Origin of the sequence: Corynebacterium crudilactis, from assembly GCF_001643015.1 — a bacterium.
Lineage (GTDB): Bacteria > Actinomycetota > Actinomycetes > Mycobacteriales > Mycobacteriaceae > Corynebacterium > Corynebacterium crudilactis.
In genome coordinates this window covers 220,205-237,458 of record NZ_CP015622.1, presented here as the reverse complement: position 1 = coordinate 237,458, position 17,254 = coordinate 220,205, and the positions used below count along the sequence as shown (strand labels likewise).

Below are 17,254 nucleotides of genomic sequence, written 5' to 3'. Positions count from 1 at the left end.
TGATGTCTCGTTCGCCGGAGCAACATTTGGCAGAAATTTCAGCGCTGCTTCCCCCACAAAAGTCCACGTTCGTGAATCTGCGCGAAGCGTTGGGACGCCGCACGTTTTCAGCGGTCACTGCGCAGTGGGATTCGCCACGTTTTGATAATTCCCAAATGGATGGCTTCGCGCTTGGCCCCTCACATCTTAACGGTGGCACCTTCGCAGTCGGTCCAACCATTCCCGCTGGTCATGATCCTGATCAGTGGTACCCACGAGGCATCGAAAAAGACATCGCGCCGATTATGACGGGTGCGCGCCTTCCTAAAAACACCGCCGCGATCATTCCTGTGGAGAAAACCACACCGGGAAATTTCGACGCCCCACAGGTAAAAATTCCCGCCACCCCACCGGGGCAGTTCCTCCGCCTGCAGGGTTCGGATATTACTGCCGGCGACGAGATCATTCCAGCAGGTACGGAGCTTAACTCGGTGCACAGCGGGGTGTTGGCTAGTCAGTCGATCAAGAGCATTGAAGTCGCAGCAAAGCCACGTGTCCTCATCATCACCGGCGGGTCTGAAATTTCAGAACAGCACGGCCCCGCCACGATCCCCGACGCCAACGGCCCTCTGCTTCGTTCCCTGTGCGCCCGCAACAACATCGAGGTCATCGCAGGACTACACACCAACGACGATCCGGAACGACTCCGCTTTGAACTGGACAACGCCATTGACCAGTACCAACCAGATGCCATCATCACCTCTGGCGGTATCAGCCACGGAAAATTTGAGGTGTTCAGGCAGATCCTCGAAGACTCCCCGAACTCCTGGTTTGGGCATGTCGATCAGCAACCTGGCGGCCCACAAGGCATCTCCACTTTTGCTGAAACTCCTGTCATTTCACTTCCCGGAAATCCGATTTCCACTTTGGTGAGTTTCACACTTTTCGTCGCGCCAGCGCTCAACCGCGAGCCGCTCCGCCACCTCGATGCCCACATCACCGCCCCGGTCCAGGGCTTGCAAGACAACCGGGAACAATTCCTTCGCGGAACCATCAATTATGCCAACGGCAAGGTCCTCGCCACGCCTCTCCTCGGCACCAGTTCCCACCTGCTGGTTCAAGCTGCCACAGCCAACTGTCTGATCAGGATCCCGGCGCGGACTACGGTGGAGGAAAACGACATCGTTAAGATCTACCCATTCAACTAACAGGAGTTAATTTAATGAGCGAGCTCACCCACGTTCGAGAAGACGGTTCCGCACATATGGTGGATGTGACGGGCAAAAATGAAACGTCGAGAACTGCTGTTGCCGAAGGGTTTGTGAAGATGAGGGGGGACGTCGTCAAGCTGCTATTTAGTGCTGGTCTGCCTAAAGGCGACGCGCTGCCTGTAGCGCGGATTGCGGGGATTATGGGGGCGAAGAAGACGCCGGAGATTATTCCGCTGTGCCACCCGCTGCCGCTCGGCAAAATTACGGTGGATTTTGAGGAGCTTGAGAATGGTGTGCGCATTGAGGCGTCTGTGAAAACGCGTGGGGTGACTGGCGTGGAAATGGAGGCGCTGACTGCGGTGAGCACCGCTGCGCTGACGGTGTACGACATGATCAAGGCCGTGGATAAAATGGCCGTGATTGATGGCATTCGCGTGCTGGAAAAAACTGGTGGTAAATCTGGTGACTGGGCTGTGCAATGACCGCTTTGGTGATCGTCGCATCCACGCGCGCGGCAGCCGGTGTCTATAAAGATCGCTCCGGCCCCATCCTTGTCGCGTGGTTGCGCTCGAAAGGTTTTGATACACCCGATGCTGTCATTGTCGCTGACGCAGACCTGCCCGCATACCTAGACGAGTTGAAATATCCGCAGGTTGTGCTCATCTCCGGCGGCACGGGACTGACTCCCGATGACATCACGGTAGATACTTTGCTGCCGCGATTGAATAAGGAAATCCCTGGCATCGCGCACGCTTTTTGGAATTACAGCATGCAGGCTGTGCCTACGACTGTGCTTTCCCGCACTGTTGCCGGCATCATCGGCCGCACATTCATCATGGCACTGCCCGGTTCCACAGGTGCCGCGCGCGATGCCGTCGCTGTCCTCGACCCCCTCATTGATCACATCACTGGAACTCTGCAAGGAAACCATGAACACTGATCCCGCATACGTCGCCGCACAAACCGGCAAGCTTATCGACGCCTTCCTCACCACCGAGCCACTCGAACCGCTGCTTGCGACCGCCAAAAAAGACGTGCTCACCGAAGCAATGGGCGCGCTGGTCACCTTCGAAGGCATCGTCCGCGACCACGACGGTGGCTCGCGAGTGAGCTCGCTGGATTACACCGCGCACCCCACCGCACCGCAGGTCATCCGCACTATTGCTTTGGGGATTGTGGCAAAACACCCGCGCACCCGCCTCTGGACCGCGCACCGCACCGGGCCCCTAAAAATCGGCGAGGCAGCTTTCCTCGTCATCGCCGCCTCCGCCCACCGCGGCGACGCCTTCGCCGCCTGCTCCGAACTCGCCGACACCGTCAAAGCCCAGGTCCCCATCTGGAAAGAGCAAACGCTTCTCGACGGCTCCATCGACTGGGTCGGCCTATGAAAAACCTCGACATCGCCCGCTACCGCCGCCAAATCATGCTCGGCGAAATCGGCCAGACCGGCCAACAATCGCTTATCGACGCCAACGTCGCCGTCATCGGTGCCGGCGGCCTCGGCTCACCCGCCCTCCTTTACCTAGCCGGTGCTGGCATCGGCCACATTCACATCATCGACGATGACGTAGTCGATCTCTCTAACCTCCACCGCCAAGTCATCCACACCACCGCTGGCGTGGGTTCGTCCAAGGCAGAGTCCGCCCGCGAGGCCATGCTGGCATTGAATCCTTCTGTGGCTGTGACGATTTCTACGCAACGATTAGACTGGTCAAACGCACTGTCTGAACTCTCCGGATTCGACGTCGTGCTGGATGGCTCCGATAATTTCGACACCCGACACCTCGCCTCCTGGGCAGCAGCCACCTTAGGAATTCCCCATGTCTGGGCCTCCATCCTCGGCTTCGATGCCCAACTTTCCGTCTTCCACGCAGGCCACGGCCCCATCTACGAAGACCTCTTCCCCACCCCACCACCTCCTGGATCCGTCCCATCCTGTTCTCAAGCAGGAGTTTTAGGACCAGTCGTCGGAATTCTTGGCTCCGCAATGGCCATGGAAGCACTAAAAATCATCACCGGCGTAGGCACCCCTCTAATCGGAAAGCTCGGCTACTATTCCTCCCTCGAAGGCACCTGGGAATATATTCCAGTGGTTGGATCGCCTTCTGTTTTGGATAAGGTACTGGCTGTTGCGGGTTCTTCTGGTCCTTCGGCTTCAGCTGAGGAGCTTGATGTTCCTCGGGTATCTTCCTTGCCTGAAGGTGTGTCTCTGATTGATGTCCGCGAAGCAACTGAATTCGCCGCATATTCCATTCCCGGCGCACACAATGTCCCGCTTTCTGCGATTAGATCAGGCGCTGTTCCCCCTGCAGTTTCCGCAGGTAAACCAGTCATTATCTACTGCGCAGCTGGTGTCCGATCTGCTCAAGCCATCACCATTTTAGAAGCAGCTGGCTACACCGGCATGAGCAGTCTTGATGGTGGAATCGAAGCTTGGTTAGACGGTCTACGGTAAAACTAAGGCGTTGTGCCACCTAAACACTGGCCCAACGCCTGGAGTTTTCACCCGGCTGCGCGGATGTTTCTTCCGAAACTCCGCCACCTGTCTCACCAACTTGATGATGTCTTTCTCCGCGTAATTCACGCAATCATCCGTAAACCGCAACGGCACATGCCCCTGCACTAGTGCTTCGTTGCTCTTCCAGCGATCGATAATGAAATTCCGGTAATTCGCCTGATGATATTTCCGACTATCCACATCAATCAGCGCGACCCCCACCACCTGAATATCCCAGCGATACCCATCAATCGTCACATTCTGCCTCGTCTTAAACCCAGCATTGCGCAGCTCATGGATCAATTTCCGCTCCAGACCGCTATCCGATCCATAAATGCAATCATCCAAAAACTCCTGCAACCTCCCCCGTTTCCGCGTCTTTAGCCTCTTCAGATCCCACTCCAACTGCTTCACCCCATGCCCCGATTTATATTTCATCTCCACCACTTTTCGCAGCTCAGAGCGGTCAACGTTACCGTCATCAAGACACGTTGCAGCAGCATCCACCAAAGACACCACCCGAAATCCACGCTCAATCGTGGACCTCATCCGTTGCGATCTCCCCGCCACCACGACTTTTCGCGAACCACGCAACACATTCGACGTATTCACCCGCACCCGCAATGGCAGCGACAACGGCTTCCCCTGATAAACCTCCACCGCCGATTTCCCATCCAACACTGCATGTGGCCTAATCAATTTCACCGCAGCCCACGCCACCTCCCCCGAAAGTGGATCCAACGAATACACCCCGTGCAAAATCCGAAAAATCTTCCCTTCCTGCACCATCTTGCTGATCTTGCGCCTCGAAAAGTTATTCTCGATCAATTCTTTCGCCGTCCACACTCGCCGTTTTTTCCCCATACCTACTTAGACCCCAAAACCAGCCGTTAGGTTCCCTCTTCCCTGAAATTGATGTGCTGTTGCTGCCTCCCGCGCGTGCTAAACAAGGCGAACTAACAACTGGGGTGCGCAGTTTCAGGTGCTAATCCGCCTTGATGTGCACAGCGCTACAACCTGACGTTCCAAACAAGGCAGACTGTGCGGTGAAATTGGCTGTTTGGAACCATAATCTGCCTCGTTGCGCCCGCGCTGCTGTCACTCCACAACTTCCTGTGCGAAACAAGGCGTACTCCCGGCCAGAATGTGCCCCTCCACAAGCTAATCCGCCCACTTGTACACAATGCCGATGCGTCACGGTGCAAACAAGGCGAATTACTCTCGCAACCTGACATTTCCACGCACCAATCCGCCCACTTGTACACAGCCCGACATAACGATTGATCATCAATGATTAGGTCTTTACGAGGAGACAAGAAGCACGGGCGTAATATTCTGCGCATGGATATATTGGAGACATTCTTCACCAATGTCATTAATGACAATTTGTGGATGATCTTGCCCTTCCTGCTTGTTGCTGCTGGCCTTTATTTTGGCGGGCGAACGATGCTGGTTCAGATTCGGATGATCCCGGAAATGTTCAAGGCTGTCGTCGAAAAGCCAGCTAAGGAAGGTGAATTCGCAGATAAGCAGGATATTTCTGCGTTTAAGGCCTTTACTATTTCGGCGGCTTCACGTGTGGGTACAGCAAATGTTGCTGGTGTTGCTTTGGCTATTACGCTTGGCGGCCCTGGTGCGGTGTTCTGGATGTGGATCATTGCGCTCGTGGGTGGAGCAACATCGTTTATCGAGTCAACACTTGGACAGCTGTGGAAAGTAAAGGATGGCGATAGCTATCGTGGTGGACCTGCGTACTACATGACACTGGGTCTCAATGCCCGGTGGCTTGCGGTAGTCTTTGGCGTCGCTATCACGTTGACCTTTGGTTTTGTCTACAATGCGTTGCAGTCCAACGCAGTTGTTGAGGCCATCACGGTATCGCTTGGTACCCCATCCACCACTGCAAAGGCACTGGTTGGATTGGGCATGGCTGCACTTTCTGCCTTGGTGATTTTTGGTGGTGTGCAGCGCATCGCGAATGTCACTCAGTGGATGGTGCCATTCATGGCGGGTGCCTACATTATCGTTGGCGTGCTGGTCATTGTGATCAACATTGAGCAGGTCCCTGCGATGATCAATGACATCATTGCTGGTGCTTTCGGTTTCCGTCCGGTTGCCACTGCTTCTGTATGGGGCGCATTCTGGTTGGCGTTCATGAATGGTATGCGCCGCGGTTTGTTCTCTAATGAGGCTGGCGAAGGATCTGTGCCGAATGCTGCTGCAACTGCAACAGTGTCCCACCCCGTCAAGCAGGGTCTAGTGCAGACTTTGGGCGTATATTTCGACACACTGCTAGTTTGTAGCATAACTGCTTTTATTATTTTGCTCTCCGGCGTGGAATACGCAACGGGAGAAATTCAATCTTCTTCATTAACACAGGCAGCACTAGCTAATGTGGTTGGCGATTGGGGCATTCACTTTATTACTGCAGTGATGTTCTTCCTGGCATTTTCTTCCGTACTGGGAAATTACTACTTGGCGCAGTCAAATATTCAATACTTTACTGATTCCAAGACTGTGATGACTATTTTCCGCCTTTTGGTCTTGGCCAGCGTGTTCTTTGGTGCGATTTCCTCAGTGCCATTGATTTGGGCACTGGGCGATACTTTCGCAGGCATCATGGTGCTTATCAACCTGGCAGCAATCATCCCACTGGGTGGAGTCGCAGTGAAACTGCTGCGGAATTACACCATCCAAAAGAAGGCTGGATTGGATCCTGTCTTCCACCGCGACATGCTGCCAGAAGTCCGCAATATTGCGTGCTGGAACGGCAAAGATGCAGCAACAGCAAATTATCAAGAAGCGATGGATGTCATTAACAAGAGCTAATCATCAAAAGAACAGTGGTACGGGCCTGCCGCATCACGAATTGTTTGGCAGGCCAATACCTGGTTTTCGGCGGTGATCTCATACTCACTCAGAACTTCGTTGTTGAGCATATGAGAAGGTCCGCCGGTCAAACTACATTGGCACGTTCCACAATGCCCCTCCATGCAGGAATAGCGGGCGGGTAAATCGGCGTGGAGGAGAGCGTCGAGAAGCGTATGCGTGGGTGACCACGCAAACTCGTAGCTCTCGCCATCAATCTTGTGCGTGTGCTCGGCCATGGGTCCAGTCTAGCCATGCAAACAAAAGCACCGAGAATACCAGAAACCCCCGTTTACCTGTGCAAACGGGGGTTAGTTGCGGAGACGGAGGGATTTGAACCCTCGGATGGTTTCCCATCGCTGGTTTTCAAGACCAGTACATTCGGCCGCTCTGTCACGTCTCCTGCGACTCAAACACCGAAAACCATGTTAACGATATTTGCGACAAGTTGAAATCATACCCGATAGTCTCGAACATACTAAATCACCTAATCAGGGAAGAAGTTGAGAGATGTTCTTTGCGTTTATATTTTCGGCTGGCATGGTCGGCATTCCTGCTGCGGTGGTGTTTTTGGTTGTGTTTGCAGTGCATAAATTCGCAAAGGAAAAACCAACTCCAGGAAAACGCCCGAGTATTGGTTTGGGCCTTTTGATTGGCTTCGCTGCTGGCCTGATCGTGTGGCTGGCGTGGTTGAGTTGGGGTGGTTATTACACAGACGCATACGGGCAAACGCAGGGGCCGTATCGTCCGTGGCAGGTGGCTGCGTGTGGAATCACGATGGTCGCAGCGACTGTCATTTTGGGGCTCTGGACGAGGTGGACGGCTTCGGGTCCGTTTTATACTGCATTGGGGGCTACCGCTGGTTTTAGTGTGGCGTGGGGAATGGATGCGTTGCCGCAAGATGAAACGGGATTGTCTGCTTTTGGTTTACTTCTGGTGGTCATGGGTGTGGGAACGGGTTTAACAGTGGTCGCTGGATTGACTGCGGCGGGTGCGACGATATGGAAAAACCAAAAAGGCTACCCTCGAGGCTATGATTCCACACACTAAGACTCCAAAAACTATGAAGGCAATTGTCCAAACTGAGGAAAAAGTTACGGCTTCGCTGCAGCTTCAGGAAGTTCCTACTCCAACGTTGAAGCCTGGCGAGGTGTTGGTCCAGGTGAAGGCGGCTGGCATCAACCGTGCAGATCTGTTGCAGACTCAAGGTAATTATCCAGTTCCGGCAGGTGCTTCTGAGATTCTTGGCTTGGAGTGTGCGGGAGTGATCGTAGAGGCCGGCGACACCGAGAACGAAGTAGGCCAAGAAGTCGCGTGCCTTCTCACGGGTGGTGGCTATGCGGAATATGTAGCGGTGCCACAGGGGCAGCTGATGCCAATTCCGCAGGGCTATAGCTTTGTAGAGGCAGCCTCCATCGTGGAGGTGGCTTGCACGGTGTGGTCGAATATCGGGATGCTTGCAGGTCTGCGTGAGGGCCAAACTTTCCTCATTCATGGTGGCGCAGGTGGCATTGGAACCTTTGCTATTCAAATGGGTAAAGCATTGGGCGCTACTGTCGCGGTGACGGCTGGGTCAGCGGAAAAACTCGCCACTTGCAAAGAGCTGGGTGCGGATATTTTGATCAACTATAAAGAGGAAGATTTCGCGGACGTCCTTAAAAATAAGGCGGATGTCATCCTCGATATCATCGGTGCGAAATACTTGACGCAGAATGTGAAGGCGATGGCCAAGGACGGGCACATGGTCACCATCGGCATGCAAGGTGGTGTGAAGGGTGAGCTCAACTTGGGTCATCTGCTGGCAAAGCGCGGCACGATTTCAGCGACTGCGCTGCGCGGACGCGATAATGCCGATAAGGCTCGGATTGTGCGCAGCACCATCGAAAATATGTGGCCACTGCTTGATTCGAAGAAGATCTCTCACCACATTGACCACACCTTGCCACTGGCAAAAGCTGCGGACGCCTTGCAGAAAATCCAAGACGGCACCATCACCGGCAAATTAGTGCTGGAAATCTAAGACAGTTTAAGCCAGCGAGGCCAGCACTCTGGTCAGCTGATCGATTTCATAGTGGGTGCTAAATGGGCTCAATCCAATAGTGATGGATCCGCCCGCTTCGGCCACACCCATGGCATCGAGCAGTGGATCGGCTGGGCTGACGGTGGTGACCAGGCGATTATCCACCAATCGGCGGTACACCATCTCAGCTGGCACGCCCTCTACAGTGAAGGTTAGGCGTGGCACTCTATCCAAAAACGCGGCATCTTGGCCTGCTGCATCGCCAGAAATACCCACGATATGTACCGCGTTGAGCCCCTCCAGCGACTCAATGAGGTGTTCCAGCAAACCTTTGTGGAATTTCGCCATAGACTTCATCGCTTCGACAACCGACGAAGCTTTTTCATCCAAGTTTTTAAGATGGCGCACCAAATTAGGCACGCCGCCCAGCAGCCCATGAGGCAGGGAGCTAGCGGGCAGTTCCAACGGCACGGAGCGGTCCAGACGCGGGAACATGGAGGTATCGCGGAAAATCATGGCCGAAATCTGTGGGCCGCCCATTTCGCCGAGGTCAAGCATGACAATATCGGCTTCCCAGTCGTCAAGGTTCAGCGAACGGTATGCGACATAGGAGGTGGCGTCGACAAGCACCCAGGCGCGCGAGCGCTCCCGCACCGTGTCTACGATCTTGCCCACTGGGGTGACCGTGCCGAGCAGTGGGTGCGCGGCGCTGAGCACGACGAGGCGCGTCGAGCCGTCGACAAGCTCTTTATATTGCCAATCCGGCAGCACGCCGGTGCCTAAATCGGGCTCGGCCCAGCGGAAAGAGCCGTCCAATGCGAGAAACGGCGCCGTCAGCCAATCGCCATCCGCGCGCGAGAGCACCACGCCTGCTTTTCGACGCACGAACCCACCCAAACCGCGCGCCAACGCATGCACCAAAAACTGCCTTGTTGGACCCAACACCACACATGACGGATCCGCACCCGTCATGACCGCAACCGCCTCGCGAGCAGCCTCCAACTGATCCACCGCAATCGGCTGCAACGTCGACTCAGAAATCTGCGCATGCGTACGAAAAGCCGCCGCCACGCCCGAAGCAACCCGCTCCGGAACCTGCGGAATCTGATGTGAATTTAGGTACGTCCAACCGTCACCCAAAGAGGTATAAAGCCCCCGAACTCTGGCCACATCAAATCCCACGAAAGGCACTCCTTAACAACCGCCACAGCATTTCCTTAGACTCTCTTGGATAACATTACCTCACCCGCGAGACACACTAATCCACTCAAATTCAGGATTGTCGATACCCAAAAAACATCCCAGCACCGCTAGGGTGTCTATTGTGCAGGAACAATCTAAGCAGAAAGACCTCCAGGCAGACCTCGCTAGAATCACTGCCGTGAAATCGGACACAGCACCGAAATCACAGTCAATGACCTTCGCCGCTGCCTGGGACGATATCGTCCGCGGATTCAAACAACATGAACTGTGGCTGCAACTCGGCTGGCAAGATATTAAGCAACGCTACCGACGCTCAGTTTTAGGCCCCCTGTGGATCACCATCGCCACCGGTGTCATGGCGCTCGCGCTCGGCCTGTTGTACTCCGTGCTGTTCAAAATCCCACTCGCGGAATTTCTGCCCCACGTCACCGTAGGACTGATCCTCTGGAACTTCATCTCCGGATGCATCAAAGAAGGCTCTGATATCTTCATCGACAACGAGGGGCTAATCAAACAACTCCCCTCAGCCCTATCGGTGCACGTCTACCGACTGGTGTGGAAACAAGCCCTCTTCCTCGCCCACAACCTGGTCATTTGGCTCATCCTCATGATGGTCTTCCCCCGCCCCTTAGGCTGGGACGTCCTCCTGATCATCCCAGGAATGTTCCTCCTGGTGATCAACGGCGTGTGGGTCGCCATGTTCTTCGGCATCATCGCCACCCGTTACCGCGATGTCTCCCCACTTCTCGAGGCCGGCACCCAGCTCCTGTTCTACGTCACCCCCATCGTCTGGATGACTTCCACGCTGCAAGATCACAGCTCTGAAATCGGTGGCCGCGCCCGCCTCGCCGAACTCAACCCTCTCTACCACTACCTCGAAATCGTCCGCGCACCCATGATCGGAGCCGAGCTCCCCGCCTACCACTGGTGGATTGTCCTCGGCTTCACCTTCGCCGGACTCTGCCTCGCACTACTCGCGATGAAACAATGGCGCTTCCGCATCAGCTACTGGGTATAAGGAGAAATTTTCGACCATGGTATCCATCGATACATACAATGCCTGCGTAGACTTCCCCATCTTCGACGCCAAATCACGCTCCATGAAAAAAGCCTTCCTCGGAGCAGCTGGCGGAGCAATCGGCCGCAACCAAGACAACGTCGTAGTTGTCGAAGCCCTCAGCGATGTTAACCTCCACCTCCGCGAAGGCGACCGCGTTGGACTCGTCGGCCACAACGGTGCAGGTAAATCCACTCTCCTGCGTTTGTTGGCCGGTATCTACGAACCCACCCGTGGCACCGCAGACATCCGCGGCCGCGTCGCCCCCGTCTTCGACCTCGGCGTCGGTATGGATCCGGAAATCTCCGGCTACGAAAACATCATCATCCGCGGCCTCTTCCTCGGCCAGACCCGCAAACAGATGAAAGACAAAATGGAGGAAATCGCCGACTTCACCGAACTCGGCGAATACCTTGCCATGCCACTTCGCACCTACTCCTCCGGCATGCGCATCCGCCTCGCCCTCGGCGTAGTCACCTCCATCGAGCCCGAAATTTTGCTTCTCGACGAGGGCATCGGTGCCGTCGACGCCGCCTTCATGGCTAAAGCCCGCGACCGCCTCCAAGCACTTGTCGAACGCTCCGGCATCCTCGTCTTCGCCTCCCACTCCAACGATTTCCTAGCCCAACTCTGCGACACCGCATTGTGGGTCGATCACGGAAAAATCCGCGACGCCGGATCAGTCCCCGACATCATCGAATCCTACGAAGGTAAAGGCGCCGGCGATCACGTCCGCCGCCTCATGACCCGAATGGAAGAAGAAAAGAACGCCTAACAACGGCTTTCTTCGTGTACACAACAAGGCGGACTTGGCCCCGAAACTGACCGTTTCCGGGGTGGAGTCCGCCTTGTTATGTACGCGGTGTACCAATCGAGGCGAGTTCGCTGCCGAAAGCGGCAGTTCCAGGGTGCAGTTGGCCTTGTTATGTACGGGGTGCACCAATCAAGGCAAGTTAGCCGCCGAAACCGACCACTCCAGCGCCCAATCCGCCCACTTGTGTACACCGTGTACGAAACAGGGCCGATTCACCGTCGAAAGTAACCGTTCCAGGGTGCAGTTCGCCTCGTTGTGCACGCGGTGCACCAAACAAGGCAAACTTGCCGCCGAAACCGACCACTCCAACACCTAATCCACCCACTTGTGCACACCCAGCACACAAAATCGCCCTCTGGGAACACCACAAAAGGCATAAGATGTCCTGCATGAGCACACATATTGATCACATTGTCATTGCGGCACCGAATCTTGCGGACTTGGTGGCGCGGTTTGAAGAGTTGACGGGGGTTAAGCCAGTAGAGGGAGGTCGTCACGATGTGGGGACTGCGAATGCGCTGGTGCCGTTGGCGGAGCCGAAGGGATCGTATCTTGAGCTGATTGGCCCGGATCCGGAGGAAGCAGCGGTGACACAAGATAATTTCGCAATCGCGTCGACAAGCACGCAGACTCCGAGGGTGGCAGCGTGGTGTGTGCGCCCTGATGATTTGGAGGCATTTGCGCAGGATCGTGGGCAAGAGACTGTGGAGATGAGTCGGCACACTCCGGAGGGGACCACGTTGACGTGGCGGTTGATTTTGCCGGAACCGGGTGTGGATTATGCGCCGGTGCCTTTTGCGATTGATTGGCTTGGTTCGCCGCATCCTTCGCAGATTATGGAACCGCAGCTCAGCGTGCATAGTTTCAAGGTTCAGGGCCCTAAAATCCCGCAAGATTTACCGGAAACTGTGGAGTTCAGTGCGGGCGAGCCTCATCTGGAATTGGTACTTCAGACGCCGAAGGGGCAGGTTAATCTGAGCGATTTGTGAGGTCGTGGCAAGATGTATGCCATGGCTAAAACCCGGACTCATCTTCAGCATGGCATTGACGTCGCGGCGGTAATTGTGACGCATAATCGCGTTGAGTTGCTGCGGCATTCTTTGGAAGTGGTGGCGTCGCAAAGCTATCCGGTGAAGCACATTGTGGTGGTGGATAATGGGGCGGATCCGGACGTCGAAAAGCTGGTTGCTGAGCTGGCGGGAGACCGTGGTGTTTATACGCCTTCGCGCACCAATTTGGGCGGCGGCGGAGGTTTTGCGTTTGGTTTTTTGACGGCGTTGGCGCTGGGCGCGGATGCGGTGTGGTGCGCGGACGATGACGGCCGGCCAGAGGGCCCGGAGGTGCTCAAGACGCTTATCGACGCCGCCTCACGGCATAATCTGGAGGAGATTTCCCCAGTGGTATGCAACGCTGATTACCCGGAGCGGTTGGCATTCCCGCTGCGTCGGGGCTTGGAGTGGCGCCGGATGCGCAGTGAGTTGATTGATCCAGCCAACCCGGACGATGATCTGCTGCCAGGTATTGCATCCTTGTTTAATGGTGCCTTGATCAGTGCTTATGCGATGGAGCGCATTGGTGTGCCGGATTATCGCCTGTTTATTCGCGGCGATGAAGTGGAATACCATCGTCGTTTGGTGCGCTCAGGTTTGCCGTTTGGCACCTGTTTGACCACGGCGTATCTGCACCCGGATGGTTCTGATGAGTTCAAGCCAATTTTGGGTGGCCGGATGCATACGCAGTACCCGGATAATGATTTCAAGCGGTTTTTCACCTACCGCAACCGTGGTTACCTCATGAGCCAGCCTGGAATGCGCAAGCTTCTGCCACAGGAATATGCGCGTTTTGCGTGGTTCTTCCTGGTGCAAAAACGCGATGTGAAAGGTTTCCGCGAGTGGCTACGCCTGCATAAATTAGGTCGGGACGAGAAGTTTTCTAGGCCTTAGATCAGTTTGAGCAGATCTTGGTGGTAGCGCTCCGGGAGGCATTCCGCTGCAACAACCCGGCGCGCGAGGTCTTTGTCGCCCATTTTTGCGCGAAAGGCCATTGACATGGTGATGTCGTGGGCTGGGGGTTCGAGGATTTCGATTGCATCGCCAGGGTTGATGTGACCTGCTTCGATGACTCGGAAATAGCTTCCGGGGAGGGCTCTTTGAGTGAAGGTTTTCAGCCATCCTTTTACACCCAACCAGTGGGCGAATGTGCGACAGGGGCTGCGTGGGATGGAAACTTCCAGTAGCACTGAGCCGATGCGTATTTGTTGGTTGATCAGGAGATCTTCCAGCATGATGCCGGTGGTGGTGAGGTTTTCGCCGAAATAGCCGTTGCGGTAGGTGGGGTCCCAGAAATCGAGTTCTTCGCGGGAGAAAGCGTAGATGGCTTTGTGCATGCCACCGTGGTGTTGGGTGTCGCCGATGGCATCGCCAACTACTCCGGAGCCATCGCCGTAATGAGGTCCGGGTGCGAACACATCGATGCCGGATGCCACGGGTAGTTTGTTGATGCCGCTGATGCGGTCAGCTCCGCCTGGATCTTGTTGAATGGTGGCGATATTGGTGGAGAGGACGCGGGCAGACATATTAGATCCTTCGTGCTGCGTAGAAACGGTTGAAGCCGGCGATCAGACACAGGACAATGCCGATTGGTAGGAGGAAGATCACTCCGATGCCGGCGACGCTGAGCAGAGTGTTCACCATGGTGGATGGGGTTCCGCCGACTGCAAAAAGTATGAGGTTGCCCAGCAGGAGGCAGATTCCTGACACAGAGATTAGTAGTCCGCCGACTAATCCTGCCCAGGTTTTCCAGGTGGAGTTGTCGCGGTCGCGGAAATTGTCCCAGACGGCGAGCAGGCCAACGATGGTGACAATGCCGAAGGCGATTTCGGCTGCTAGTTCCATGTTTTGGATGGAGAAAAACAGGGTGAGCAGCACGAAGTAGAGTACGCCGATGAGTCCGGCAATCATGGTGGGATTGATGGTCTTCATATGGAGCACCCTACTTCACTCGGAAAATGATGGTTCTTTGGACAATGAAGTTGATGGTGGTTCCAGTGCCTTGGGCGATCACGAAGGCGCACACCATGGCGATCGCTTCGTTCCAGCCCCAGTTTTCAAAAAGGGAGGAACAGAGGGTTTGCAGGCCGATGTTGATCAGGAAGGTCACGGCGTATAGCGCTACGACGGAGAGGAACCGTGAGGTGGAGCTTTCTGCTTGGAAGGTCCAGCGGCGGTTGATCATGTAGGCAGTAGTCGTGCCGGCGATAAAGGAAATGGTGCGGGCAACGGGGACTGGAAGGCCGAACACCAGCTGGAGGAGAGAGAGCAAACCGAGGTCCACCACCGCGGAGAGGCCACCGGTGAGGATGAATCTGAAGGCTTGGGTTTTCAGGCTCATGGGCCGGGAGATGGTGAGATCTTGATTTGCAGCAACGTTTTCAGACACGGGATTACACACTACCTAGAAACACAGCAGCTCCCTATAAATGTCTAGGCGGTCCACTGGCGCAAGTTGTTGTGGGCCGTAGCCGCCGAGCTCTGCAAGTATGGCCAGGGAGGTTGCGCAGGCGCTGGTGATCTCTGGTGCGCGTAGTGGGGAGCCGTCGTCGGCGACCCAGCCGAGGGTGCCCATTGTGGATTCGATCACCTCGGTGAACAGCTCGTCGTTGCCGAGGCAGGACAGAGCGAGCACGCAGGACCAGAAAGCGTCGGAGGCTTCGGCGCTGTTTTCCACTGGCAGCGTGCGGCAGGTGCGGTGGCGGATGGCGTCGATAAGCGGCTCTCTTTTCAGGTCGAGCGCTTGGAGCAGCGGGATGAAATCGAAGACGCCGGTGCGATCGACCAGGTCAATGACTTCGGGGCGCACGCTAGATAGGACATCGCGGATGGTGTCGGTGCCGGTGAGTTCGGCATTGATGCTGGCTTGGTCGAAGTCGGTGCCGAGTCCGCCGGAGCCGCCGATGCAGAGCGCGCGCGGGGTGCCGTTGTCGCGTGGATAAAATTCCACGCAGTGCAGGTTAATTTGCCACAGCCCCCAGAAATAGAACAAGAAATCGCCTGCGCCGAGCAGAAACTCACCCAAGGTTTCGCTGGGGTCAAGGGGCTGGCGGAATTGATCTTCGAAACGCCACGGTGACTGCTCGCCGCCAACACCGAAGACGATATTGAGTACTTTGTGCAGCTCATCCAGGCTCATCGCCGAGTTCAACCCAATGTGCCGGTGGACTTCGCCGTCCGCTTGCACATTGGTGGCGCGGACGATGAGGGTTAGTTCTGGCTTGGGTTTCCCGGAACGCTGCGCGCGGGCAGACGCCAAGGAAATGACGTTTTCGCGTGCATAATTCATGGGCATGCGCCCCAGGATAGACACAATTGCACTAGTTCGCGTCAAGTGGCAACGGCTGCACCTCTGCGCCAAAGGCCTCCGCGAGCACCTTTCGGGAACGGCGTTTGGACTCAATATCGTTCCAACCATTCACCACGTCCAACAGCTCCATCGCAGCACGCCACGCTGCCTCGGCTGCCGGCTCGCCGCGATAAACCGCCTCAGCACCGCGCGCGCCCAGGCCCGCCACGCGCACTCCATGCTGGTTATATGCAGCAACCTGCTTATCGACGCCTCCCTGTATCCCTTCCAGGCTCGCCACGAGGGAATTTTCCGGTGCGCTACTTCCCGGCGTTAAAATGATGACCGTATCTGCCAAAAGGTTTGTCACTTGATCCTCTTCAGCAATCCAGGCGCCGGTGGGCAAACCAACGGGATGAGTATGTACATGCCAGATGACGGTTGTCTCGGTGGAATTATCTAAAACACTCAGCACGGGATAGCTCATTTGGTACGTTCCTCCAACTCAAAAATGGCATACACAGCAGCGGCATAGACCATGCCAGTGCAGGTAAATGGCCGGGAAGCGCCTCGTTTTTCAAAGAACCCCGCTAGCTTTTTCATCACTGCTAGATCCAACCGGACGGATAAATACACCAGGGCAACAAAGGCGATAATAAACACAGCGAGCAACAACCACGTCACCAACGGGCCACGCTCAGTAATCGCATCCACATCAGATTCTGGGCCTGGAGTAACCCCTAAATCCCCGATTTCTTGGCGGATCTGATCAACCATCGTGGCGGAATCTGCGCTGAACAGATACTTCTCCCCAGATCGGTCTTGCCCCATCGCCACCACTGCTGCGCCGGAGAGCACCAAACTGCCATAACCAACAGCACGCGCCACGGGACTTTGTACATAATCATTGACTGCCACACCGGCCCCGATCAGCGCGGAACCTGCTGCTACCTGCATTCTCATCCTGGTATCCATGCTGCCCAGACTACTCACTGATTAAGGTAGTGGGCATGTTCGAAAAATTTAAAAAAGCCAAGAAACCAGAGATTCACATCGCCGCAGAACGCACCAACCTCCCGCTCGATGATTACATGACCCGCCTGTTCGCCCAAGAAATCCCCTTCCTAGACAGCACCTCCCGCTCAGAGGTCTACCGATTGCTGCAGGAATACGATGGCCCCACCATTACGTCCCAAGAAGAAATCCCACAAGAGATTCGTGAGCTCATGGACCTTTAATTTTTTATGTGAGATTCGACGATTTAGCG

The 17,254-nt window shown here is 55.6% G+C and carries 23 protein-coding genes and 1 tRNA gene; 13 read left to right on the top strand and 11 right to left on the bottom strand.

Annotated features, from left to right (window positions below):
• Positions 1-2 precede the first annotated feature (2 nt).
• The 5 genes from ccrud_RS01130 to ccrud_RS01110 are packed head-to-tail and all read left to right on the top strand — an operon-like array spanning position 3 to position 3,645.
• Positions 3-1,187, top strand: a complete 1,185-nt coding sequence (locus ccrud_RS01130) for a molybdopterin molybdotransferase MoeA (RefSeq protein WP_066563695.1) — start codon at positions 3-5, stop codon at positions 1,185-1,187.
• Between the two features lie 14 nt (positions 1,188-1,201).
• Positions 1,202-1,672: a cyclic pyranopterin monophosphate synthase MoaC gene (gene moaC, locus ccrud_RS01125; RefSeq protein ID WP_066563692.1), complete on the top strand. Its 471-nt coding sequence runs from the start codon at positions 1,202-1,204 to the stop codon at positions 1,670-1,672.
• The gene (locus tag ccrud_RS01120) at positions 1,669-2,130 is read left to right on the top strand and encodes a MogA/MoaB family molybdenum cofactor biosynthesis protein (protein ID WP_066563690.1); all 462 of its coding nucleotides are present in this window, start codon (positions 1,669-1,671) and stop codon (positions 2,128-2,130) included. The genes moaC and ccrud_RS01120 overlap by 4 nt, the downstream gene beginning before the upstream one ends.
• Positions 2,120-2,578 carry a molybdenum cofactor biosynthesis protein MoaE gene (locus ccrud_RS01115; protein ID WP_066563688.1) on the top strand — a complete coding sequence of 153 codons (459 nt, stop codon included), beginning with the start codon at positions 2,120-2,122 and terminating at the stop codon, positions 2,576-2,578. Before ccrud_RS01120 ends, ccrud_RS01115 begins: the two co-directional genes overlap by 11 nt.
• Positions 2,575-3,645 carry a ThiF family adenylyltransferase gene (locus ccrud_RS01110; protein WP_066563687.1) on the top strand — a complete coding sequence of 357 codons (1,071 nt, stop codon included), beginning with the start codon at positions 2,575-2,577 and terminating at the stop codon, positions 3,643-3,645. The genes ccrud_RS01115 and ccrud_RS01110 overlap by 4 nt, the downstream gene beginning before the upstream one ends.
• Here the strand turns inward: ccrud_RS01110 and ccrud_RS01105 are convergent.
• Positions 3,637-4,551, bottom strand: a complete 915-nt coding sequence (locus tag ccrud_RS01105) for a type IV toxin-antitoxin system AbiEi family antitoxin domain-containing protein (protein WP_066563683.1) — start codon at positions 4,549-4,551, stop codon at positions 3,637-3,639. The two genes, ccrud_RS01110 and ccrud_RS01105, sit on opposite strands and share 9 nt — an antisense overlap.
• A gap of 477 nt (positions 4,552-5,028) precedes the next feature.
• On the opposite strand from ccrud_RS01105, the gene ccrud_RS01100 reads away from it, so the two are divergent.
• Entirely contained in the window at positions 5,029-6,516 is a 1,488-nt protein-coding gene (locus tag ccrud_RS01100) for an alanine/glycine:cation symporter family protein (protein WP_066563681.1), read from the top strand.
• On the opposite strand, the gene ccrud_RS01095 is transcribed toward ccrud_RS01100, so the two are convergent.
• On the bottom strand, positions 6,513-6,794 hold the full coding sequence (locus tag ccrud_RS01095) for a 2Fe-2S iron-sulfur cluster-binding protein (RefSeq protein WP_066563679.1): 282 nt from the start codon (positions 6,792-6,794) through the stop codon (positions 6,513-6,515). The two genes, ccrud_RS01100 and ccrud_RS01095, sit on opposite strands and share 4 nt — an antisense overlap.
• 79 nt (positions 6,795-6,873) lie before the next feature.
• A tRNA-Ser gene (locus ccrud_RS01090) sits at positions 6,874-6,958 on the bottom strand.
• A 107-nt stretch (positions 6,959-7,065) separates the two neighbouring features.
• Here ccrud_RS01090 and ccrud_RS01085 point away from each other — a divergent pair.
• Together ccrud_RS01085 and ccrud_RS01080 are read left to right on the top strand one after the other, a co-directional pair.
• Positions 7,066-7,605 (top strand): hypothetical protein, encoded by a 540-nt coding sequence (locus ccrud_RS01085; RefSeq protein ID WP_066563676.1) that lies wholly within the window; start codon positions 7,066-7,068, stop codon positions 7,603-7,605.
• A 13-nt stretch (positions 7,606-7,618) separates the two neighbouring features.
• The gene (locus tag ccrud_RS01080; RefSeq protein WP_066569344.1) at positions 7,619-8,575 is read left to right on the top strand and encodes an NAD(P)H-quinone oxidoreductase; all 957 of its coding nucleotides are present in this window, start codon (positions 7,619-7,621) and stop codon (positions 8,573-8,575) included.
• Positions 8,576-8,581: 6 nt separating this feature from the next.
• Here the strand turns inward: ccrud_RS01080 and ccrud_RS01075 are convergent, their stop codons facing one another.
• Positions 8,582-9,757, bottom strand: coding sequence for an aminotransferase class V-fold PLP-dependent enzyme (locus tag ccrud_RS01075; RefSeq protein ID WP_066563673.1), 1,176 nt, complete (start codon positions 9,755-9,757; stop codon positions 8,582-8,584).
• A gap of 142 nt (positions 9,758-9,899) precedes the next feature.
• Between ccrud_RS01075 and wzm the strand changes: the two genes are divergently transcribed.
• Together wzm and wzt are read left to right on the top strand one after the other, a co-directional pair.
• Positions 9,900-10,796, top strand: a complete 897-nt coding sequence (gene wzm, locus ccrud_RS01070; RefSeq protein ID WP_066563670.1) for a galactan export ABC transporter permease subunit Wzm/RfbD — start codon at positions 9,900-9,902, stop codon at positions 10,794-10,796.
• A gap of 16 nt (positions 10,797-10,812) precedes the next feature.
• Positions 10,813-11,610 carry a galactan export ABC transporter ATP-binding subunit Wzt/RfbE gene (gene wzt, locus ccrud_RS01065; RefSeq protein WP_066563667.1) on the top strand — a complete coding sequence of 266 codons (798 nt, stop codon included), beginning with the start codon at positions 10,813-10,815 and terminating at the stop codon, positions 11,608-11,610.
• A 178-nt stretch (positions 11,611-11,788) separates the two neighbouring features.
• Here the strand turns inward: wzt and ccrud_RS15400 are convergent, their stop codons facing one another.
• Positions 11,789-11,974, bottom strand: coding sequence for a hypothetical protein (locus tag ccrud_RS15400; protein WP_157775998.1), 186 nt, complete (start codon positions 11,972-11,974; stop codon positions 11,789-11,791).
• A 64-nt stretch (positions 11,975-12,038) separates the two neighbouring features.
• Here ccrud_RS15400 and ccrud_RS01060 point away from each other — a divergent pair, with 64 nt between their 5' ends.
• The gene (locus tag ccrud_RS01060) at positions 12,039-12,638 is read left to right on the top strand and encodes a VOC family protein (RefSeq protein WP_066563663.1); all 600 of its coding nucleotides are present in this window, start codon (positions 12,039-12,041) and stop codon (positions 12,636-12,638) included.
• A 21-nt stretch (positions 12,639-12,659) separates the two neighbouring features.
• Positions 12,660-13,592, top strand: coding sequence for a galactofuranosyltransferase GlfT1 (gene glfT1 / locus ccrud_RS01055; protein ID WP_066563655.1), 933 nt, complete (start codon positions 12,660-12,662; stop codon positions 13,590-13,592).
• Here glfT1 and ccrud_RS01050 read toward each other — a convergent pair.
• The 6 genes from ccrud_RS01050 to ccrud_RS01025 form a co-directional block, all read right to left on the bottom strand.
• On the bottom strand, positions 13,589-14,224 hold the full coding sequence (locus ccrud_RS01050) for an MOSC domain-containing protein (protein WP_066563652.1): 636 nt from the start codon (positions 14,222-14,224) through the stop codon (positions 13,589-13,591). The genes glfT1 and ccrud_RS01050 overlap by 4 nt on opposite strands.
• A 1-nt stretch (position 14,225) precedes the next feature.
• On the bottom strand, positions 14,226-14,630 hold the full coding sequence (locus tag ccrud_RS01045; protein ID WP_066563649.1) for a hypothetical protein: 405 nt from the start codon (positions 14,628-14,630) through the stop codon (positions 14,226-14,228).
• Positions 14,631-14,640: 10 nt separating this feature from the next.
• The gene (locus ccrud_RS01040) at positions 14,641-15,039 is read right to left on the bottom strand and encodes a GtrA family protein (protein ID WP_066569342.1); all 399 of its coding nucleotides are present in this window, start codon (positions 15,037-15,039) and stop codon (positions 14,641-14,643) included.
• A 63-nt stretch (positions 15,040-15,102) separates the two neighbouring features.
• On the bottom strand, positions 15,103-15,993 hold the full coding sequence (locus ccrud_RS01035; protein ID WP_066563647.1) for a hypothetical protein: 891 nt from the start codon (positions 15,991-15,993) through the stop codon (positions 15,103-15,105).
• 25 nt (positions 15,994-16,018) lie between these two features.
• Positions 16,019-16,474, bottom strand: a complete 456-nt coding sequence (locus ccrud_RS01030; protein ID WP_066563641.1) for a hypothetical protein — start codon at positions 16,472-16,474, stop codon at positions 16,019-16,021.
• Positions 16,471-16,950 carry a hypothetical protein gene (locus ccrud_RS01025; RefSeq protein WP_066563637.1) on the bottom strand — a complete coding sequence of 160 codons (480 nt, stop codon included), beginning with the start codon at positions 16,948-16,950 and terminating at the stop codon, positions 16,471-16,473. Before ccrud_RS01025 ends, ccrud_RS01030 begins: the two co-directional genes overlap by 4 nt.
• Before the next feature lie 47 nt (positions 16,951-16,997).
• On the opposite strand from ccrud_RS01025, the gene ccrud_RS01020 reads away from it, so the two are divergent.
• Entirely contained in the window at positions 16,998-17,225 is a 228-nt protein-coding gene (locus tag ccrud_RS01020; protein ID WP_066563634.1) for a hypothetical protein, read from the top strand.
• Positions 17,226-17,254 lie beyond the last annotated feature (29 nt).